Origin of the sequence: Sphaerisporangium siamense (genome assembly GCF_014205275.1) — a bacterium.
Taxonomy (GTDB): domain Bacteria; phylum Actinomycetota; class Actinomycetes; order Streptosporangiales; family Streptosporangiaceae; genus Sphaerisporangium; species Sphaerisporangium siamense.
On record NZ_JACHND010000001.1, the window covers coordinates 5,122,137 to 5,136,299 of the forward strand.

Here is a 14,163-nt window from a genome sequence, read left to right on the forward strand (position 1 = left end):
TCCCCGGCCCCCCCTACTCGGGCAGTGCCCCGGCCAGCATCGCCGGCTTGTCGGTGAGGATGCCGTCCACCCGGTAGGCGGCCAGACGGCGCGCGACCGCCGGGTCGTCCACAGTCCAGGTGAAGACCCGCATGCCGAGCCGGTGCACCCGCCGGACGTACCCGGCGGTGAGGTCCTGGTACGGCGGGTTGATCTGCCGGGCGAACCCGGCCAGGCCGGCCAGCCGCCCGGCCGGGGGCGTGCCGAGCAGGCCCAGGGGGACCTCGGGCATCAGCCGGTGGAACCGCCGCACCGAGCCCCAGTCGAAGGACTGCACGACCAGGCGTCCCGGGCGGAGCCAGGCGGGGTGGCGCCGCAGCTCGCGGGCGACGCGGGCCTCGATGCCGGGGTACAGGCCGGGCGCCTTGACCTCCAGCAGCAGGCCGAGGCCGCTCTTCTCCATCGCGCGCAGCGTCTCGCCGAGGGTCGGCACGCGCTCGCCGCGGTAGCGGGCCGAGAACCACGCGCCCGCGTCCAGTTTCCGGATCTCGCCGAGCGTGAGGTCACGGACCCGCCACGGCGACCGGCCGGGGAAGACCCGCTCGGCGTCGGTGGTGCGGCCGAGCGTCGTGTCGTGCACGAGGACCAGCCGGTGGTCCCTGGTCTCCTGCACGTCGGCCTCGAACATGTCGGCGCCCTGCCGGCCGGCGAGCCGGAAGGCCGCGACCGTGTTCTCCGGCGCGTGCGCGGACGCCCCGCGGTGCGCGACGTTGACGATCTTCGCCGGCGCCGCGGCGGCGGTGTCGGACGGGCCGTCCAGGGCGTGCGCGGACGGGATCAGGAGGGCGGAGGTGGTCGTGAGGATCGTGGTCGAGAGGATGAGGCCCGGTCGTCGGAACATGCGTCTCCTCAGGATCGGCGTGGCCCCTGCATTCTGAACCTGACCGCTGAGCGCGACCGCGAGTTGATGGTTTGGTAACCCTTAGGTGCCTGCTAAATGAGTATTTGTCCGTAGCCGCTCCGGCCGGTGACTCATTGAGCGGACGCGGTGCCGGTTACGGGGCTCCCAGAACCGGCCGTAGAGCCGGCCACAGGGCTGGTCGTAGAGCCGGTCACGGGGCGGTCCGCCTCCAGCGTGCCGGCAGCCTGCTTGGACGGCACCGCGCGGCGGCCCGGCGCAAGTGCGCAATCCAGCGCGTATACAAGCTTGCGCCGCCGATAGGACGATGGCCGCAGTTCTTGGTGGTGAAGGGAGCGAGCTATGAAATTGACGTTGACGACCTTCCTCTCGCTGGACGGGGTGCTGCAGGCCCCGGGACAGCCCGATGAGGACCGTGAGGGCGGGTTCGAGCACGGCGGCTGGCTGATCCCGCACGCCGACGAGGACATGGGCACGTTCGTCGGCGAGTGGTTCGAGCAGGCCGACGCGTTCCTGTTCGGCCGCAAGACGTACGAGATCTTCGCGGCGCACTGGCCGAACGTCGTGGACGACAACGACCCGACGCCGACGCGGCTGAACAAGTGCCCGAAGTACGTCGTCTCGCGGACGCTGGGCACCGCGGACTGGGCCGGCACGACCGTCATCAAGGACGACGTCGTGGAGGAGGTCCGGCGGCTGAAGAGCGAGCCCGGCAACGAGCTGCAGGTGCACGGCAGCGGCGAGCTGGCCCGCACGCTGATCGAGCACGGCCTCGTCGACGAGTACCGGCTCTGGTTCTTCCCGGTGTTCCTCGGCTCGGGCAAGCGGCTGTTCGAGGGCGCGAAGGTGCCCGCCACGCTCCAGCTCGTCGACAGCAAGAAGACCAGCACCGGCGCCGTCATCCACATCTACCGCCCGGCGCCCGAGACCCCGGAGTCCTGATCCGGGCGCGCCGGGGACGCCGTTCCCCGGCGGCGCCGCGGACGGCACACGCCGCCGCGGCGCACCGCCCCGGCAGCGCCGCGACGAAACGCGGCGGCGCCGCCGGGACGCCCCGGGTCAGCGGCCCTTGCCCTCGGCGGGCCCCAGCCGGTCGCTCTGCGGCTGGAGCTCGTCGATGAGCTTGGACGCCTCGGCCTTGCTGAGGCCGTCGGGGACGTCCCGGCCCGCCTCCCTGGCCAGCGTGCGCAGGTACGACTCCTGCGGCGCGGTCATCGGCTCGTCGCCGGTGGCCCACTCCTCCGGATCCTTCTCCACGGGTCCTCGGCTCATGGCGCTCCCTTCCTCGAACGCCCGTTCTACCCCGGCGACCTCGCCGTAACCGCCGCGCGAGGTAAAGGCCGGGCCGTCACGGCGCGGGGGCCGGGCGCGGGAACAAGGCGAGGAACCGGGCCGCCGTGTCGGCGTCGCCCGTGAGCCTCAGGGCGCCCGCCGCGATCGCCTCGGCGAGCGGCAACCGCCGGAAGACGAGAGATCTGAGCGTGGCGACGTCGGTGTCGAGCACGGCGTCGGATCGGCCGGCGTCGCCCCGGGCGATCTCGATGCGGCCCTCCGCCACCTCGGCGCGGAAGCGTTCGTCCCCGAGCGCCAGGCCGATCGTGGCGCGCGTGTCCCCGGCCGTGGCGGCGTCGAAGGTGGTCCGCAGTGCGAGCACCATCGCGGCCACGCTCAGCTCCGCGCGGCTCGCCAGGGGGACGCGGCCTCCCCACCGGGCCAAGGGGAGCAGGACCGCCTCCAGCTCCCGGCCCCGCCTGGTCAGCTCGTACACCCAGGCGTCCAGCGGCGGCCCCAGCCTGCGCCGCCGCACCACCCCCGCCGACCGCAGCTCGCGCAGGCGCTGGGACAGCACGTTCTGGCTCGCGCCCGGCAGGCCCGTCCGCAGGTCGGTGAAGCGCCTCGGGCCGGCGAGCAGCTCGCGGACCACCAGCAGGGCCCACCGCTCACCGATCACGTCGAGGGCACGCGCGACGCCGCACGGGTCGTCGTAGCTGCGTGCCATGCGCCGAGCATACGCGTCCTGCCTTTACCTTCTTGAATCCCCGCATGTGAGCAAGCATCGGTGCTAAATTAGGACCTCTATTCGAACGCATTCGAAACCGAGAAGAGGCAAGCCTCCGCGATGGCCACCTACGTCCTCATCCACGGCGCCGCGTCCGACTCCTGGTACTGGCACCTGGTCGCTCCCGAACTGCGGGCGCGCGGCCACGACGTCGTGGCCCCCGACCTGCCGTGCGGCGACGACGCGGCCGGCTTCCCCGAGTACGCCGACACGGTCGTGGCGGCGATCGGCGAGCGCGCCGCCTCCGGGGCCGACCTGATCCTGGTCGCGCAGTCGCTCGCCGGGTTCACCGCTCCGCTGGTGTGCGAGCGGGTCCCGGTGCGCCTGCTGGTGATGCTCGCCGCCATGGTGCCCGCCCCGGGGGAGTCCGGCGGGGACTGGTGGGACAACACCGGGCAGCCCCAGGCCGCGCGCGAGCTGGCCGAGCGCGAGGGGCGGCCCGCGGAGTTCGACGAGACCGTCGCCTTCCTGCACGACGTCCCGCCCGCCGTCGCCGGCGAACTGCTCTCCAGGAAGTCGCCCGGCCAGTCCGGCACGCCGTTCGCCGCACCGTGGCCGCTGGACGCCTGGCCACAGGTGCCGACCCGGTTCCTGCTCTGCCGGGGCGACCGGCTGTTCCCCGCCCCGTTCATGCGGCGGGTCGTCCGGGAACGCCTCGGCATCGTCCCCGACGAGATGGACGGCGGCCACCTGCCCGCGCTCGCCCATCCCAAGGAGCTCACCGAGCGTCTGGAGGCGTACCGCGCGGACGCGGGCCTGCGCTGAGCCGCCCCCACCCCAGAGACACCCCTATCGGGCCGGGCACCGGGAACGCGGCGCGTGTCCGGCCTGATATTCAGCGTAAGGAAATCGAGCGGCCCATGGACGGCACCGCGCCCCGGTGCCGGGAGACCACGGAGGTCCACATGGAGGATTACGGCGTCACCGGAGCGCGGGTGGACCTGGAGGTCACCGTCGACCTGCCCCCCGACCGCGTCTGGGAGCTGATCACGTCGGTGTCCCGCATCGGCGACTGGAGCCCGGAGTGCCGGTTCGAGGGCTGGGTCGGCGACGACGGCCCGGTGCTGCCCGGGACGCGCTTCGAGGCGCGTAACCGCAGGGGGGACATGGAATGGACGGTCACCTGCGAGGTGACCGAGGCGGAGCGGCCCACCACGTTCGCCTGGGAGGTCCTCGACCCGAAGGGCGACCCTGACGCCCCCTCGTCGCGGTGGCGCTACGACCTGCGGCCCGGCGACACGCCCGGGCAGACCGTCGTGCGCCACAGCTTCGAGCACGGCGGCGGCCACAGCGGCCTGCGCGACATCATCGCCCGCGACCCCGAGCACGCCTCCGCCATCCTCGCGGGCCGCCTCCAGGAACTGCGCGCCCACATGACCCAGACCCTGGCGGCCATGGCGCTGACCCCGGCCTCCTGACCCGCGAGCGGGCCATGGCTCCTGACCCGCGGGCAGGTTCCCAGGCCCGCGGGGAGGTTCCTCGACCCGCCCTTACCGGAGCGATCATCCCCTCCGGTAAGGGTGCCCCTGCGGCGCCGGGCCGGACGCGGCGTCGTAGGAACGGACGTCGTCAGGCCGCGTCGTAGTGGGCCGTCGGGTCGCCGAAGGCGTCGAGCTCGTCGAAAACCCGGAAGGCGACCTCGACGGGGAGAGGCTGGGTGCCCGGCCCCCGCAGATCGGGCTCCAGCGCGTTGCCGAGGCCGCCGTCGGAGTTCTGGTGGACCCGGAGAGCGTCGAGCGCGCGCGTGCGCGCCCCGTCCCGGAACAGCGCCGCGAACCGCGAGCGGTCGATCAGGCGGGCGCCACGCTCCGGGTGTCTCTCGGCCGAGGCGGGCGCCTCGGGGGTCACCGTCTTCATGCGGGGGACCATACGCGTCCCCACCGACAATTCCGGGCCCGCCGCCGGCGCCCCGCAGGCCGGTGACGGCCGGCAGGGGCGGTACGGGGACGTCGCCACAGGGACTTGAGGAACGACGTCGCTACAGGGACTTGAGGAACTTCGCGGCCACCGGGGCGGCGACCTGGCCGCCGGTGCCGCCGTTGCGCACCAGGACGGCGAACGCCAGGGAGCCGCGGTAGCCGATGAACCAGGCGTGCGCCGCGCCGCCGGAGACCTCGGCGGTGCCCGTCTTGCCCGCGGTGCCCGGCGGGAGCCCGGCCCGCGCGGCGGTGCCCTCGGTGACCACGGCGGCCATCATCGTGCGCAGGCCGGCGGCGATCCCCTCGTCCAGGGGCGCCTCGGGGGCGTCGCGCCCGGCCCCCGGCTTGATCACCGCCTGGCGCCAGGTGCCGCTCGCCACCGCCGCCGCGACCTCCGCCATGCACAGAGGGCTGGCCTGCACCGAGTTCTGCCCGATGGCGTCGGCGCCGAGTCCGTCGGCGTCCTGCGAGTCGCCGATCCGGCAGAAGCTCAGTCCCGGCTTCTCGTGGAAGCCGAAACGGTCGGCGGCCTCGGCGCGCAGCCGTCCGCCGCCGAGCCGCTCGTAGGCCTGCCGCACGAAGGTGGTGTTGCAGGACAGTGCGAACGCCTTGGTCAGCGAGATGTCGCCGTGGTCGGCGCCCCCGTCGTTGGTGAAGCGGCGCGCGTTCGGGATGGTGTAGGCGCCGGGGCAGGCCACCGTGGAGCCGGGGCCGAGCCCGGTGCGCAGCAGCGCCGCGGCGGTGACGATTTTGAACGCCGACCCGGGCGGGTACAGGCCGTTGAACGCCCCCTTGCCGCCGAGAGTGTCCGCCACCGCGCGGATCTCGCCGCTCGGCACGTCCACGGCCACCAGAGCCGCGGGCCGTCCCACCCCCTGCAGCGCCCGCGCCGCCGCGGCCTGGACCGGGCCCGAGATCGTGGTCCTGTCCTGTGCCGAGGTGGGCGGCGCCGACGACAGCAGCACCCGGCCCGAGGGCCGCTCCTCCAGCCGCAGCTCGGTGACCGCGCCGTCCAGCCCGGCGAAGTAGTCGCCCGCCTTGCTGTCGGCGGGGAAGCGGTCGCCCTCCCGGGTGAGCGCGGCGGGACGCCGCACCTTGTTCTCCACGAGGCGCAGGGAACCGCCGTCCTTCAGCGCGGGGTGCAGGACCTCCGGCGACCAGAGGACCTTCCACGCCCCGGCGCGCACGCCGAGGCGCAGCACCGAGGAGAACGGCCACCGGCCGAGCCCGGCCACCTCGCGGACGCCCTGGAACGGCATCTCGGCCGTCTCGGCGCCCTGCCGGACGAGCGGCCCGGGGGCGAGCGAAAGGGAGGCGACGCGCAGGTCGCGCGTGAAGGCACGGTGCCGCTCGGCGAGGTCGGCCGGCGGGTCGGCGACGGTGTCGCGCATGGCGGTGTAGTCGCCCTTGAGCCAGGCGTCGAAGAACCGCGCCGCCACGGGCTCGGGCCCCTGCGTCTCGGCGGGCGCGGAGTTGGCGGGCGTCGCGGCGGCGGGAGCGCCCGTCGTGACGAGCGGCTGACCGGGGGCCGAGGAGGCCGGGACCGGCGGGAACGTCCCGGGGTCGGACGCCGGCGGCTCGGACACCGCCGGCGCGGGGGCGGCGGGCGTGGGGGAGCCCGCCGCGGCGCGTGAGGCGTCGTGCGCCGGGGGTTCCGCCGGCCCCGGGGAGCCGAGGAGCATGTACACGCCGCCGAAGGCGACCATGACGATCACGAGGCCCACCATGAACTGGGGCCATTTGGCGCGGAGGCCGCCGCCTCCCGGCACGCTCATCGAAAAGCCCACCCGTTTCCCATCGCGACAGATGCTAAATGAGACGACCGCGCACGGCAGCTGGTTGTGGTGATTTCGGCGTTCCGTCCGGCCCCGTGGCCCGCGTATTCGGAATGACGGTCACGCAGGGTGTTCCGCGGCGGCCCGTCCGTGAGCGGCGGGCCTCCGGCGGTTTCACGGGCCGGGCGCGGGAGTGCCGTACGGCCAGATGCACTCGTCGAGATAGCCGAGAACGTGCAATTTACGGACGCTCGGATAATGGGTGACCGCAAGCCAATATCCATCTTGGCCGGGATGGATCCTCCAGCCGCCGCCGTGGCGTTCCACCCGGGCCGCCCTGGCCCGCCAATGCGCCACCACGGCCGCCACGAAGCGCTCGACCTCGCGCCGTGAGACGTTCCGCGTGGACGCGGTGTACAGCACGCCGGGCTCGATCAGCCCGGTCGTCCCGGAGCCGGGCCCCTCAGTCCCGCAGTCGGAGGCCGACTCCTCGTAGGTCTCGTCCGGGGTGCGGACGAGCGCGAGCCCGCCGGGGGGAGCGGCGCGGAAGGTCTCCCGCAGGAAGCCTTCGATGCGCGTCTGGGCCTGCTCCTTGGTCATCGTGTGGCCGGGGACCCCGCATCCCGGCGCCAGGGACAGCAGCGCCGCCGCGGCGGCGGCCCAGCCGCCCGCCCGCGACCTCACCGCGGCCCCGCCCCGTCTCCGGGCGCGCCGGCCCTTTTCCCATGGCCGCGCCCCGCCGCGGAGGATCTCACCCGTGAACCGGCCGGCATACCGCCCTCGCTCATCGCTCCCCATTTCGGCAATGGCCAGGGAAACGCGTTTCTCCCGGCCCGAAAACCCGGACACCCGAGGATTCGAGCCCCCGCCTCGTCGGCCTCGTGGAGCGTTTGACTACTGTGGCACGCCATTGGTTCCACCGGATATTTCCCCCGTGTCCGGTGAATCACGGCGACCTTCGGCGCTCAGCGGACACCGTCCCGCCTAGGGCCTGTTTCAAAGACCGGTGAGCCAGTCGTTGATGGACGCGACGTGGATGGTGGCCTCGTAGCGGACGGCGAGCTTGTCGTACCTGGTCGCGATGGCTCGATGGCGTTTGAGCAGGTTGATACCGCACTCCACCGCGTGGCGGGCGCGGTAGCCGGTGAGGTCGAACTTCGGAGGACGGCCACCATGGCTGCCACGCCGTAACCGGGCGGCAACGCGGTCGGCCGGTTCGGGGATGATGCACCTGATCCGGCGTCTGCGCAGGTGAGCACGGATCGCCCGTGAGGAGTAGGCCTTGTCGGCCAGCACCACCTCAGGCCGGGTCCGCGGCCGTCCCACGCCCGGCCGGGGAACTCTGATCGCAGCCATGACCGCCTCGAACTGCGGCGCATCCCCGCGCTGCCCGGCGGTCACCACCAGCGACAGCATCCGCCTGCTCTGCTCACAGGCCAGATGCAGCTTGGTCGTCCACCCACCCCGTGAGCGCCCCAGAGCGTGATCGGCGGGCTCGGTACGCACCCCACCGGGTGACTCGGCCTGCGCCTGCGGGTGCCGCGCTGCGCCGGCCGCGTGTTGATGGGCACGCACGATCGTGGAGTCCACTCCGACCTGCCAGCCGATCAAGCCGGCGGCATCGGCCAGGGCCTGCAGCCCAGTGGCGATCTTGTGCCAGGCACCGGCACGCTGCCAGCGGCGAAACAGCCCGTACACCGCCTGCCAGGAGCCGTAACACTCCGGCACATCCCGCCAGGGCGCCCCCACCCGCACCCGCCACCGGATCCCATCGATGAGCTGCCGCTTGCTCCACTTCGACGGCCGTCCTGATCTCCTTGGCGCGGGCAGCAGCGGCTCCAGGCGTGCCCATTGCGCATCGGTCAGGTCAAACCGCCTCGTCACCGCTAAGGTGGCCACGAGGTCTCCGGTGCTGGGGTTTTTCTTGGTCGATCAACCCTTTATCGGAGACCTCACTGCATGTCCCGACATGACACGCCGTCACACAGCGGACTTCGAAACAGGCCCTAGCCGACACTCCGGGCACCGAGGGAGGCGACGACCCTGACCGGCCGGGCTCCGGCATGGAACACTGTTGTCTGCCGCGAGGCCGACACGCCGGCCCGCGGCGTCGCGACGCGCGGAAGGCGGGTGATGGGCCATGGGCGGAGGTGACTCCGTCTTTCACGCCACCTCCGTGACCACGTCCACCGGCCGCCCGGCCGCACCACCGGTCAAGCCCGTGCCCGCCGCGGCCGCCGTGCCGCACGCGCGTGAGGGCGCGGAGGTCGCGGCGCTCGTGCAGGCCGTGCTGGACGGGGTCCCGGCGCAGGCGGCCTGGTCGGTGCCCGTCCGCGACAAGGACGGCGAGATCGTCGACTTCGAGCTGCTCGCCGCGGGCCCGCACGCCAAGGACATCCACGGCCGCGTCGGCAAGCAGCTGATCGGCGTCCGCGTCACCGGTTCCTATCCCTCGGTCAAGGACACCGAGCTGTGGCGCAGCTACCTGCGGGTGATGAGCACGGGCGAGCCCGAGGAGGTCGCCCGCTACCAGCACGTCGAGACGATCGAGGGCCTGCCGCACCGCTCCACCTTCACCGTCAGGGCCACCCGGGTCCTCGGCGGCCTGCTCGCCGCCTGGATCTGCGACGACGAGAAGGACCGCCTGGTCACCCGCCTCGGGCACACCGAACGCCTGGCCAACCTCGGCTGGGGGCACTGGAACCTGGCCACCGGCGAGGTCGAGTGGTCCACGCAGCTCTACGCCATCCTCGGCAGGGACCCGGCCGACGGGCCGCTCGACCCGAGCGGCTACCGCGCCATCACCCATCCCGACGACCTGCCGGTCATCGACGACGCGCTCGACGCCCTCGGCCGGGCCGACGCGCCGTTCGAGTTCGAGGTGCGGGTGCACGCCGGCGGCGAGCTGCGGCTGGTCCGCGCCGTCGTCGAGGTCAGCAGGGACGGCGCCGGCCGTCCCGCCGAGGTCCACGGCCTGATCCAGGACATCACCGACTGGCGGAGCACCACCGACCAGCTCGCCGCGGCCAGGCGCCTGCTCGCGGAGGAGTCACGGCTGACCGCCGAGCTGCAGCACATCATCATGCCGGTGCAGGACGACTTCCTCACGCTGCCCGGCCTGCGGGTCGGGGTCCGCTACGATGCCGCTGCCGCCGCGCCGCTCGGCGGCGACTGGTACCAGGCGATCCCCCTGGACGGCGACGAGGTGCTGCTCGCGGTCGGGGACGTCGCGGGAAGCGGCCTGCCCGCCGCCTCGGCGATGGCCAAGCTCCGCCACGCGATCACCGGCCTGGCCTTCGCCCACCAGCGCCCCGACGAGATCCTCGTGGCGCTGAACCGCCTGCTGCGCCGCCTGCGCCCCGACGTCCTCGCCACGGCCGTCGTCGCCCGCTTCCGCCCGCAGGACCACACGCTGACGTTCACGCACGCGGGCCACCCGCCCATGCTGCTGGTCCGGGGCCGCACGGTGCGCAGGCTCCTGCATCCCGGGGTGCTGCTCGGCGTCTTCGACGACGTCGAGTACACCCCCGCGACCGTGCGCCTGGAACCGGGCGACCTGCTGGTCATGTTCACCGACGGCCTGATCGAGCTTCCCGGCCGCGACCTGTTCGAGGGGCTCGACGAGCTGGCCGCGACGATCGGCGAGGTCATCGCCGCCCGGCCTCCCGACCGGCTGGCGGCGGTGATGGACGCGCTGGTGCCGAGCAACACCGGCGACGACACCTGCATCCTGGTCGCCCAGCTGACCCCTGCCACACCGGAGGTGGTCTGATGCCCGATCCCGACCTCGCGACCGCCACCCCGTCCTTCAGCACCGTGAGCCGGGCGGGCGCCGGCGTGCTGACGATCCGGGGACGGCTCGACTTCACCACCGAGCGGCGCGTCACCGAGTTCCTCGACCGGGCGTTCGCCCGGTTCGGGCCGAACCTGGTGCTGAACCTGCTGGAGGTCGACTTCCTGGACTCCCGGGCCACCGGCCTGATCGTCTCGTGCTGGAGGCGCGCCGTGGACGCGGGCGGGCGGCTCGCGCTGGTCGCGGTCGAGCAGGGCTCGGCGCGGGTCCTGTGGATCACCGGGATCGCCGGCCGGGTGCCGGTCTTTCCCACCGTCGAGGAGGCCCTGGCGGGCGAGCCGCCCGCCTGACGGTCAGCCGGTCCCCAGCGCGGCGTGACGCTCGCGCACGTCCGCCCAGCGCCGCCGGTGGAACGTCACGGTCCCGTGCACCAGCCCCGCCAGCTCCACGCTCAGATCGCCGTCCAGCGCCGCGTACAGGCCGTCCAGGGCGGCGGCCCCGTCCGGGCCCTCGTCGGCCGTGAGCTCCCCGGTCGGCAGGCAGCGCAGCACGGCGCGGGCGAACGCCTCCAGGGGCGGGGGCAGGAGGGCGCCTGGCAGGGCCTCGGCCGCGGCGGCGATCCTCGCCCGCACCGGCGCGTACTCCAGGCGCAGCCGCCGCAGCTCGGCGGCCGCCTCGCGGACGCGGCGGGGGAAGCGCGGCGTCTCCTCCTCCCACGCGTCGGGCACCCGGGCGGCCAGGGACTCCAGCACGTGCAGGTACCCCTTGTGGACGGCGCGCAGGTCGGCGAACAGCGACTCCAGGTCCTCCGGCGTGACCGGGCGGGCGGTCAGGACCTCGCGTAATCGGTCGGCGGCCTCCAGCGTCGCGGCGGCCGAGCCGATCTCGGGCATGCCGCTGCGGACGATGCGCGCCCGGAGCCGCGCGATGTCCGTCTCCCACGAATTCCGGCGCACCTCTATTCCTTCCAGCGACGCGAGCGGCCGTAGGCCCGGCGCCTTCGGGAAATCATTCGCCCGCAGGGCGCGCGCCCCGTCCACGTAGACCGGAATCACCGCCGCGGGCGCGTTCAACGCCGATTCACACAGGCGCCGGACGTGGTCGCCGGGCAGGTCGGCGCGCCGCCGCCCCTCGCCGTCCGCGAGCCACCGGGCGCCGATCATGACGATCACCACGGCGGAGCGTTCCAAAATCGCGGCGACCTGGGCGAACTCGGGCGGGACGTCCGCGGCGGAAGCCCCGGCGCCGTCCCCGGAGGGGGAGGGGGCGACCTGGACGTGACGCGGGCCGAAGACCTGGCGCAGTTCACGCGCGAGCGCGATGGACGTTTCCCCGGTGTCGTCGGCGCGATGGGCGATGAGAATCAGCGGATCGAGTGTTCCGGAAGGGGCGGGCATGCGACATACGCTACCGTCGCCATGATTTACCGGCCGGTATCGAGAAAAGGCGAAATTTCACCGGCCGGTGCCGGGAATTTTTCCGTAAATCGGCCGCTCCGCGACCGCGCGTGCACCCGGCGGAACAGAGCCGCCGGGCCGCGGAAGATGGTGGGCGATACTGGGATTGAACCAGTGACCTCTACCGTGTCAAGGTAGCGCTCTCCCACTGAGCTAATCGCCCTCGATGAGGATTCAGAGCGGACGACGGGATTCGAACCCGCGACCCTCACCTTGGCAAGGTGATGCTCTACCAGCTGAGCCACGTCCGCGTGCCCCGCCCCTGGCCACCGCCCGGGGGGACGACACGAGACTCTAGCGGGTTTTCCCCGTAGGTGCCTAACCGGCGTGGGATCCGCGGAAGCCCCGCGCGACGCCCCGCTCGATCGCCGGCAGCGTCAGGAAGATCTCCAGGATGCGGGTGAGCCGGTGCACCTCGATGCGGTGGAAGGGCGGCCCCTCGGCCCTGGCCAGCAGGAACGTCAACGCCAGCGGCGGCAGCGGCGCCGCGACGATGTGCAGCCCGGACGGCAGCGTGTGCGCCTCAGGACGCACCGGCGTGATCGAGGGGAACGGCACGTCCTCCGGGGCGCGCCAGCTCGCGTGCAGCACCGTCCGCGGGACCTTCTCGGTCGCGGCGGCGGCCCAATCGGCGCTGAACAGCACCGGCATCGAATCGATCAGCGTCGCCAGCGCCCGGTCGCCCGCCGCGGTGATGTACTTCAGGATCTCCAGCTCGGGGTAGGTGCCCGGCGCCTCACGCGTGCTCCACACCCCTTCGACGACCACCCCCGGCACGCCTTCGAGCCCCTGCGCGAGCGCGTCGCGCGGCGCGGAGTCCGGCCAGTACACGGTGAGATCGTCCACGGCCCTGCCCTCGCCGCGCTCCAGCACGACGAGCTGGATGATGTCGGCCCCCGCGACGCCCAGCACCCGGGTCACCTGGCCCAGGGCCCCCGGCCGGTCGGGCAGGGAGATCCGCAGCCTCAGCAGCATCCAGCCCCTCCCCGGTCGCGTTCGGCGGCACCCCTTCTCGAACCCAGTCCCAATGTAACCGCACGCGCCGAGGGCGGTCCAAGACGCCCGCCCGTGGCGCGCCCGCCCGGCGGTGTATGGGGATTCGACCCGTCCGGTCCGGGTGTGGGGTACAAATGGGCTGGTGAAGATAGGGGCGATCGACGTCTGGCCTCCCGTGGTGCTCGCTCCCATGGCGGGCGTCACCAACGCGGCGTTCCGCACGCTGTGCCGCGAGCAGGGCGGCGGCCTGTACGTGTCCGAGATGATCACCACCCGGGGCCTGGTCGAGCGCAACCCCAAGACCCTGGCCATGATCCGGTTCCCCGAGGGGGAGTCCCCGCGCAGCGTCCAGCTCTACGGCGTGGACCCGGCGGTCGTGGGCAGAGCCGTCCGGATCATCGCCGAGGAGGGCCTGGCCGACCACGTCGACCTCAACTTCGGCTGCCCGGTGCCCAAGGTCACCCGGCGCGGCGGCGGCTCGGCGCTGCCCTACAAGCGCGGCCTGCTGCGGCGCGTCCTGCGCGCGGCGGTGGCCAATGCCGGCACCCTCCCCGTGACGATGAAGATGCGCAAGGGCATCGACGGCGACCATCTGACCTACCTGGACGCCGGCCGCATCGCCGCCCAGGAGGGGCTGAGTGCGATCGCCCTGCACGGCCGCACGGCGGTGCAGCACTACGGCGGGACGGCCGACTGGGAGGCGATCGCCCGGCTGAAGGACGCCGTCCCCGAGATCCCCGTGCTCGGCAACGGCGACATCTGGACCGCCGACGACGCCCTGCGCATGATCCGCCGCACCGGCTGCGACGGCGTGGTGGTGGGCCGCGGTTGCCTCGGCCGCCCCTGGCTGTTCCGCGACCTCGACGACGCCTTCGAGGGCCGCCCCACGCGCGCCCGCCCCACGCTGGGGGAGGTCGCCGCGACGATGGCCCGGCACGCCGCGCTGCTCGTGGAGTGCTTCGGCAGCGAGCCGCACGGCGTGCTCGACTTCCGCAAGCACGTCGGCTGGTACCTCAAGGGCTTCGAGGCCGGCGCGGACCTGCGCCGCGACCTGGCCACCGCGGGCTCCCTGGAGGAACTGCGCGGCCACCTGGCCCGCCTGCCGGCCACGCGTCCCTGGCCGGGCGCGGCGGCGGACGGCCCGCGCGGCAAGACGAACGCCCGTGACCGCGTCCACCTGCCCGACGGCTGGCTGGACGACCAGGGCGACGTCGAGGTCTCCGCCGAGGCCGAGCTGGACGTCTCGGGAGGCTGACCGCGGCGGGC

At 73.4% G+C, this 14,163-nt stretch carries 15 protein-coding genes and 2 tRNA genes; 6 read left to right on the forward strand and 11 right to left on the reverse strand.

Annotated elements, in window-relative coordinates; translation table 11 throughout:
• Positions 1–13 precede the first annotated feature (13 nt).
• Positions 14–880 carry a glycerophosphodiester phosphodiesterase gene (locus tag BJ982_RS23625; protein WP_184883482.1) on the reverse strand — a complete coding sequence of 289 codons (867 nt, stop codon included), beginning with the start codon at positions 878–880 and terminating at the stop codon, positions 14–16.
• A 360-nt stretch (positions 881–1,240) separates the two neighbouring features.
• On the opposite strand from BJ982_RS23625, the gene BJ982_RS23630 reads away from it, so the two are divergent.
• Positions 1,241–1,840 carry a dihydrofolate reductase family protein gene (locus BJ982_RS23630; protein WP_184883483.1) on the forward strand — a complete coding sequence of 200 codons (600 nt, stop codon included), beginning with the start codon at positions 1,241–1,243 and terminating at the stop codon, positions 1,838–1,840.
• Between the two features lie 117 nt (positions 1,841–1,957).
• On the opposite strand, the gene BJ982_RS23635 is transcribed toward BJ982_RS23630, so the two are convergent.
• Positions 1,958–2,170, reverse strand: coding sequence for a DUF3072 domain-containing protein (locus BJ982_RS23635; protein ID WP_184883485.1), 213 nt, complete (start codon positions 2,168–2,170; stop codon positions 1,958–1,960).
• Positions 2,171–2,246: 76 nt separating this feature from the next.
• A complete protein-coding gene (locus tag BJ982_RS23640; RefSeq protein ID WP_184883487.1) occupies positions 2,247–2,897 on the reverse strand; it encodes a winged helix-turn-helix transcriptional regulator in 651 nt (216 codons plus the stop codon).
• Between the two features lie 120 nt (positions 2,898–3,017).
• On the opposite strand from BJ982_RS23640, the gene BJ982_RS23645 reads away from it, so the two are divergent.
• Together BJ982_RS23645 and BJ982_RS23650 are read left to right on the forward strand one after the other, a co-directional pair.
• Positions 3,018–3,722 (forward strand): alpha/beta fold hydrolase, encoded by a 705-nt coding sequence (locus BJ982_RS23645; protein WP_184883489.1) that lies wholly within the window; start codon positions 3,018–3,020, stop codon positions 3,720–3,722.
• Positions 3,723–3,817: 95 nt separating this feature from the next.
• Complete coding sequence (locus tag BJ982_RS23650; protein ID WP_184883492.1) at positions 3,818–4,375, forward strand: SRPBCC family protein; 558 nt, start codon at positions 3,818–3,820, stop codon at positions 4,373–4,375.
• A gap of 151 nt (positions 4,376–4,526) precedes the next feature.
• On the opposite strand, the gene BJ982_RS23655 is transcribed toward BJ982_RS23650, so the two are convergent.
• The 4 genes from BJ982_RS23655 to BJ982_RS23670 form a co-directional block, all read right to left on the reverse strand.
• Positions 4,527–4,814: a hypothetical protein gene (locus BJ982_RS23655; RefSeq protein ID WP_184883494.1), complete on the reverse strand. Its 288-nt coding sequence runs from the start codon at positions 4,812–4,814 to the stop codon at positions 4,527–4,529.
• A 121-nt stretch (positions 4,815–4,935) separates the two neighbouring features.
• Complete coding sequence (locus tag BJ982_RS23660; protein WP_184883496.1) at positions 4,936–6,651, reverse strand: penicillin-binding transpeptidase domain-containing protein; 1,716 nt, start codon at positions 6,649–6,651, stop codon at positions 4,936–4,938.
• 174 nt (positions 6,652–6,825) lie between these two features.
• The gene (locus tag BJ982_RS23665; protein ID WP_184883498.1) at positions 6,826–7,335 is read right to left on the reverse strand and encodes a hypothetical protein; all 510 of its coding nucleotides are present in this window, start codon (positions 7,333–7,335) and stop codon (positions 6,826–6,828) included.
• A gap of 312 nt (positions 7,336–7,647) precedes the next feature.
• Positions 7,648–8,535 (reverse strand): IS5 family transposase, encoded by an 888-nt coding sequence (locus tag BJ982_RS23670; RefSeq protein ID WP_311772227.1) that lies wholly within the window; start codon positions 8,533–8,535, stop codon positions 7,648–7,650.
• A gap of 292 nt (positions 8,536–8,827) precedes the next feature.
• On the opposite strand from BJ982_RS23670, the gene BJ982_RS23675 reads away from it, so the two are divergent.
• A complete protein-coding gene (locus BJ982_RS23675) occupies positions 8,828–10,423 on the forward strand; it encodes a PP2C family protein-serine/threonine phosphatase (RefSeq protein ID WP_184883500.1) in 1,596 nt (531 codons plus the stop codon).
• The gene (locus BJ982_RS23680; protein WP_184883502.1) at positions 10,423–10,794 is read left to right on the forward strand and encodes an STAS domain-containing protein; all 372 of its coding nucleotides are present in this window, start codon (positions 10,423–10,425) and stop codon (positions 10,792–10,794) included. The genes BJ982_RS23675 and BJ982_RS23680 overlap by 1 nt, the downstream gene beginning before the upstream one ends.
• Positions 10,795–10,797: 3 nt before the next feature.
• Here BJ982_RS23680 and BJ982_RS23685 read toward each other — a convergent pair whose 3' ends face one another.
• From BJ982_RS23685 to BJ982_RS23700, 4 genes are all read right to left on the reverse strand, one after another.
• Positions 10,798–11,841, reverse strand: coding sequence for a hypothetical protein (locus BJ982_RS23685; protein WP_184883504.1), 1,044 nt, complete (start codon positions 11,839–11,841; stop codon positions 10,798–10,800).
• Positions 11,842–11,989: 148 nt separating this feature from the next.
• Positions 11,990–12,064 (reverse strand) — tRNA-Val (locus BJ982_RS23690).
• A gap of 15 nt (positions 12,065–12,079) precedes the next feature.
• A tRNA-Gly gene (locus tag BJ982_RS23695) sits at positions 12,080–12,152 on the reverse strand.
• Positions 12,153–12,219: 67 nt separating this feature from the next.
• Positions 12,220–12,876, reverse strand: a complete 657-nt coding sequence (locus tag BJ982_RS23700) for an ACT domain-containing protein (protein ID WP_184883506.1) — start codon at positions 12,874–12,876, stop codon at positions 12,220–12,222.
• Between the two features lie 163 nt (positions 12,877–13,039).
• On the opposite strand from BJ982_RS23700, the gene dusB reads away from it, so the two are divergent.
• Positions 13,040–14,152, forward strand: coding sequence for a tRNA dihydrouridine synthase DusB (gene dusB / locus BJ982_RS23705; RefSeq protein WP_239123479.1), 1,113 nt, complete (start codon positions 13,040–13,042; stop codon positions 14,150–14,152).
• Positions 14,153–14,163 lie beyond the last annotated feature (11 nt).

Bases quoted from the DNA above. Each gene is read 5' to 3' on its own strand.
- BJ982_RS23650 (WP_184883492.1), top strand. From the start codon at position 3,818: ATGGACGGCACCGCGCCCCGGTGCCGGGAGACCACGGAGGTCCACATG.
- BJ982_RS23660 (WP_184883496.1), bottom strand. From the start codon at position 6,651: ATGAGCGTGCCGGGAGGCGGCGGCCTCCGCGCCAAATGGCCCCAGTTC.
- BJ982_RS23625 (WP_184883482.1), bottom strand. From the start codon at position 880: ATGTTCCGACGACCGGGCCTCATCCTCTCGACCACGATCCTCACGACC.
- BJ982_RS23685 (WP_184883504.1), bottom strand. From the start codon at position 11,841: ATGCCCGCCCCTTCCGGAACACTCGATCCGCTGATTCTCATCGCCCAT.
- BJ982_RS23655 (WP_184883494.1), bottom strand. From the start codon at position 4,814: ATGAAGACGGTGACCCCCGAGGCGCCCGCCTCGGCCGAGAGACACCCG.
- BJ982_RS23640 (WP_184883487.1), bottom strand. From the start codon at position 2,897: ATGGCACGCAGCTACGACGACCCGTGCGGCGTCGCGCGTGCCCTCGAC.
- BJ982_RS23700 (WP_184883506.1), bottom strand. From the start codon at position 12,876: ATGCTGCTGAGGCTGCGGATCTCCCTGCCCGACCGGCCGGGGGCCCTG.
- BJ982_RS23635 (WP_184883485.1), bottom strand. From the start codon at position 2,170: ATGAGCCGAGGACCCGTGGAGAAGGATCCGGAGGAGTGGGCCACCGGC.
- BJ982_RS23630 (WP_184883483.1), top strand. From the start codon at position 1,241: ATGAAATTGACGTTGACGACCTTCCTCTCGCTGGACGGGGTGCTGCAG.
- BJ982_RS23680 (WP_184883502.1), top strand. From the start codon at position 10,423: ATGCCCGATCCCGACCTCGCGACCGCCACCCCGTCCTTCAGCACCGTG.
- BJ982_RS23645 (WP_184883489.1), top strand. From the start codon at position 3,018: ATGGCCACCTACGTCCTCATCCACGGCGCCGCGTCCGACTCCTGGTAC.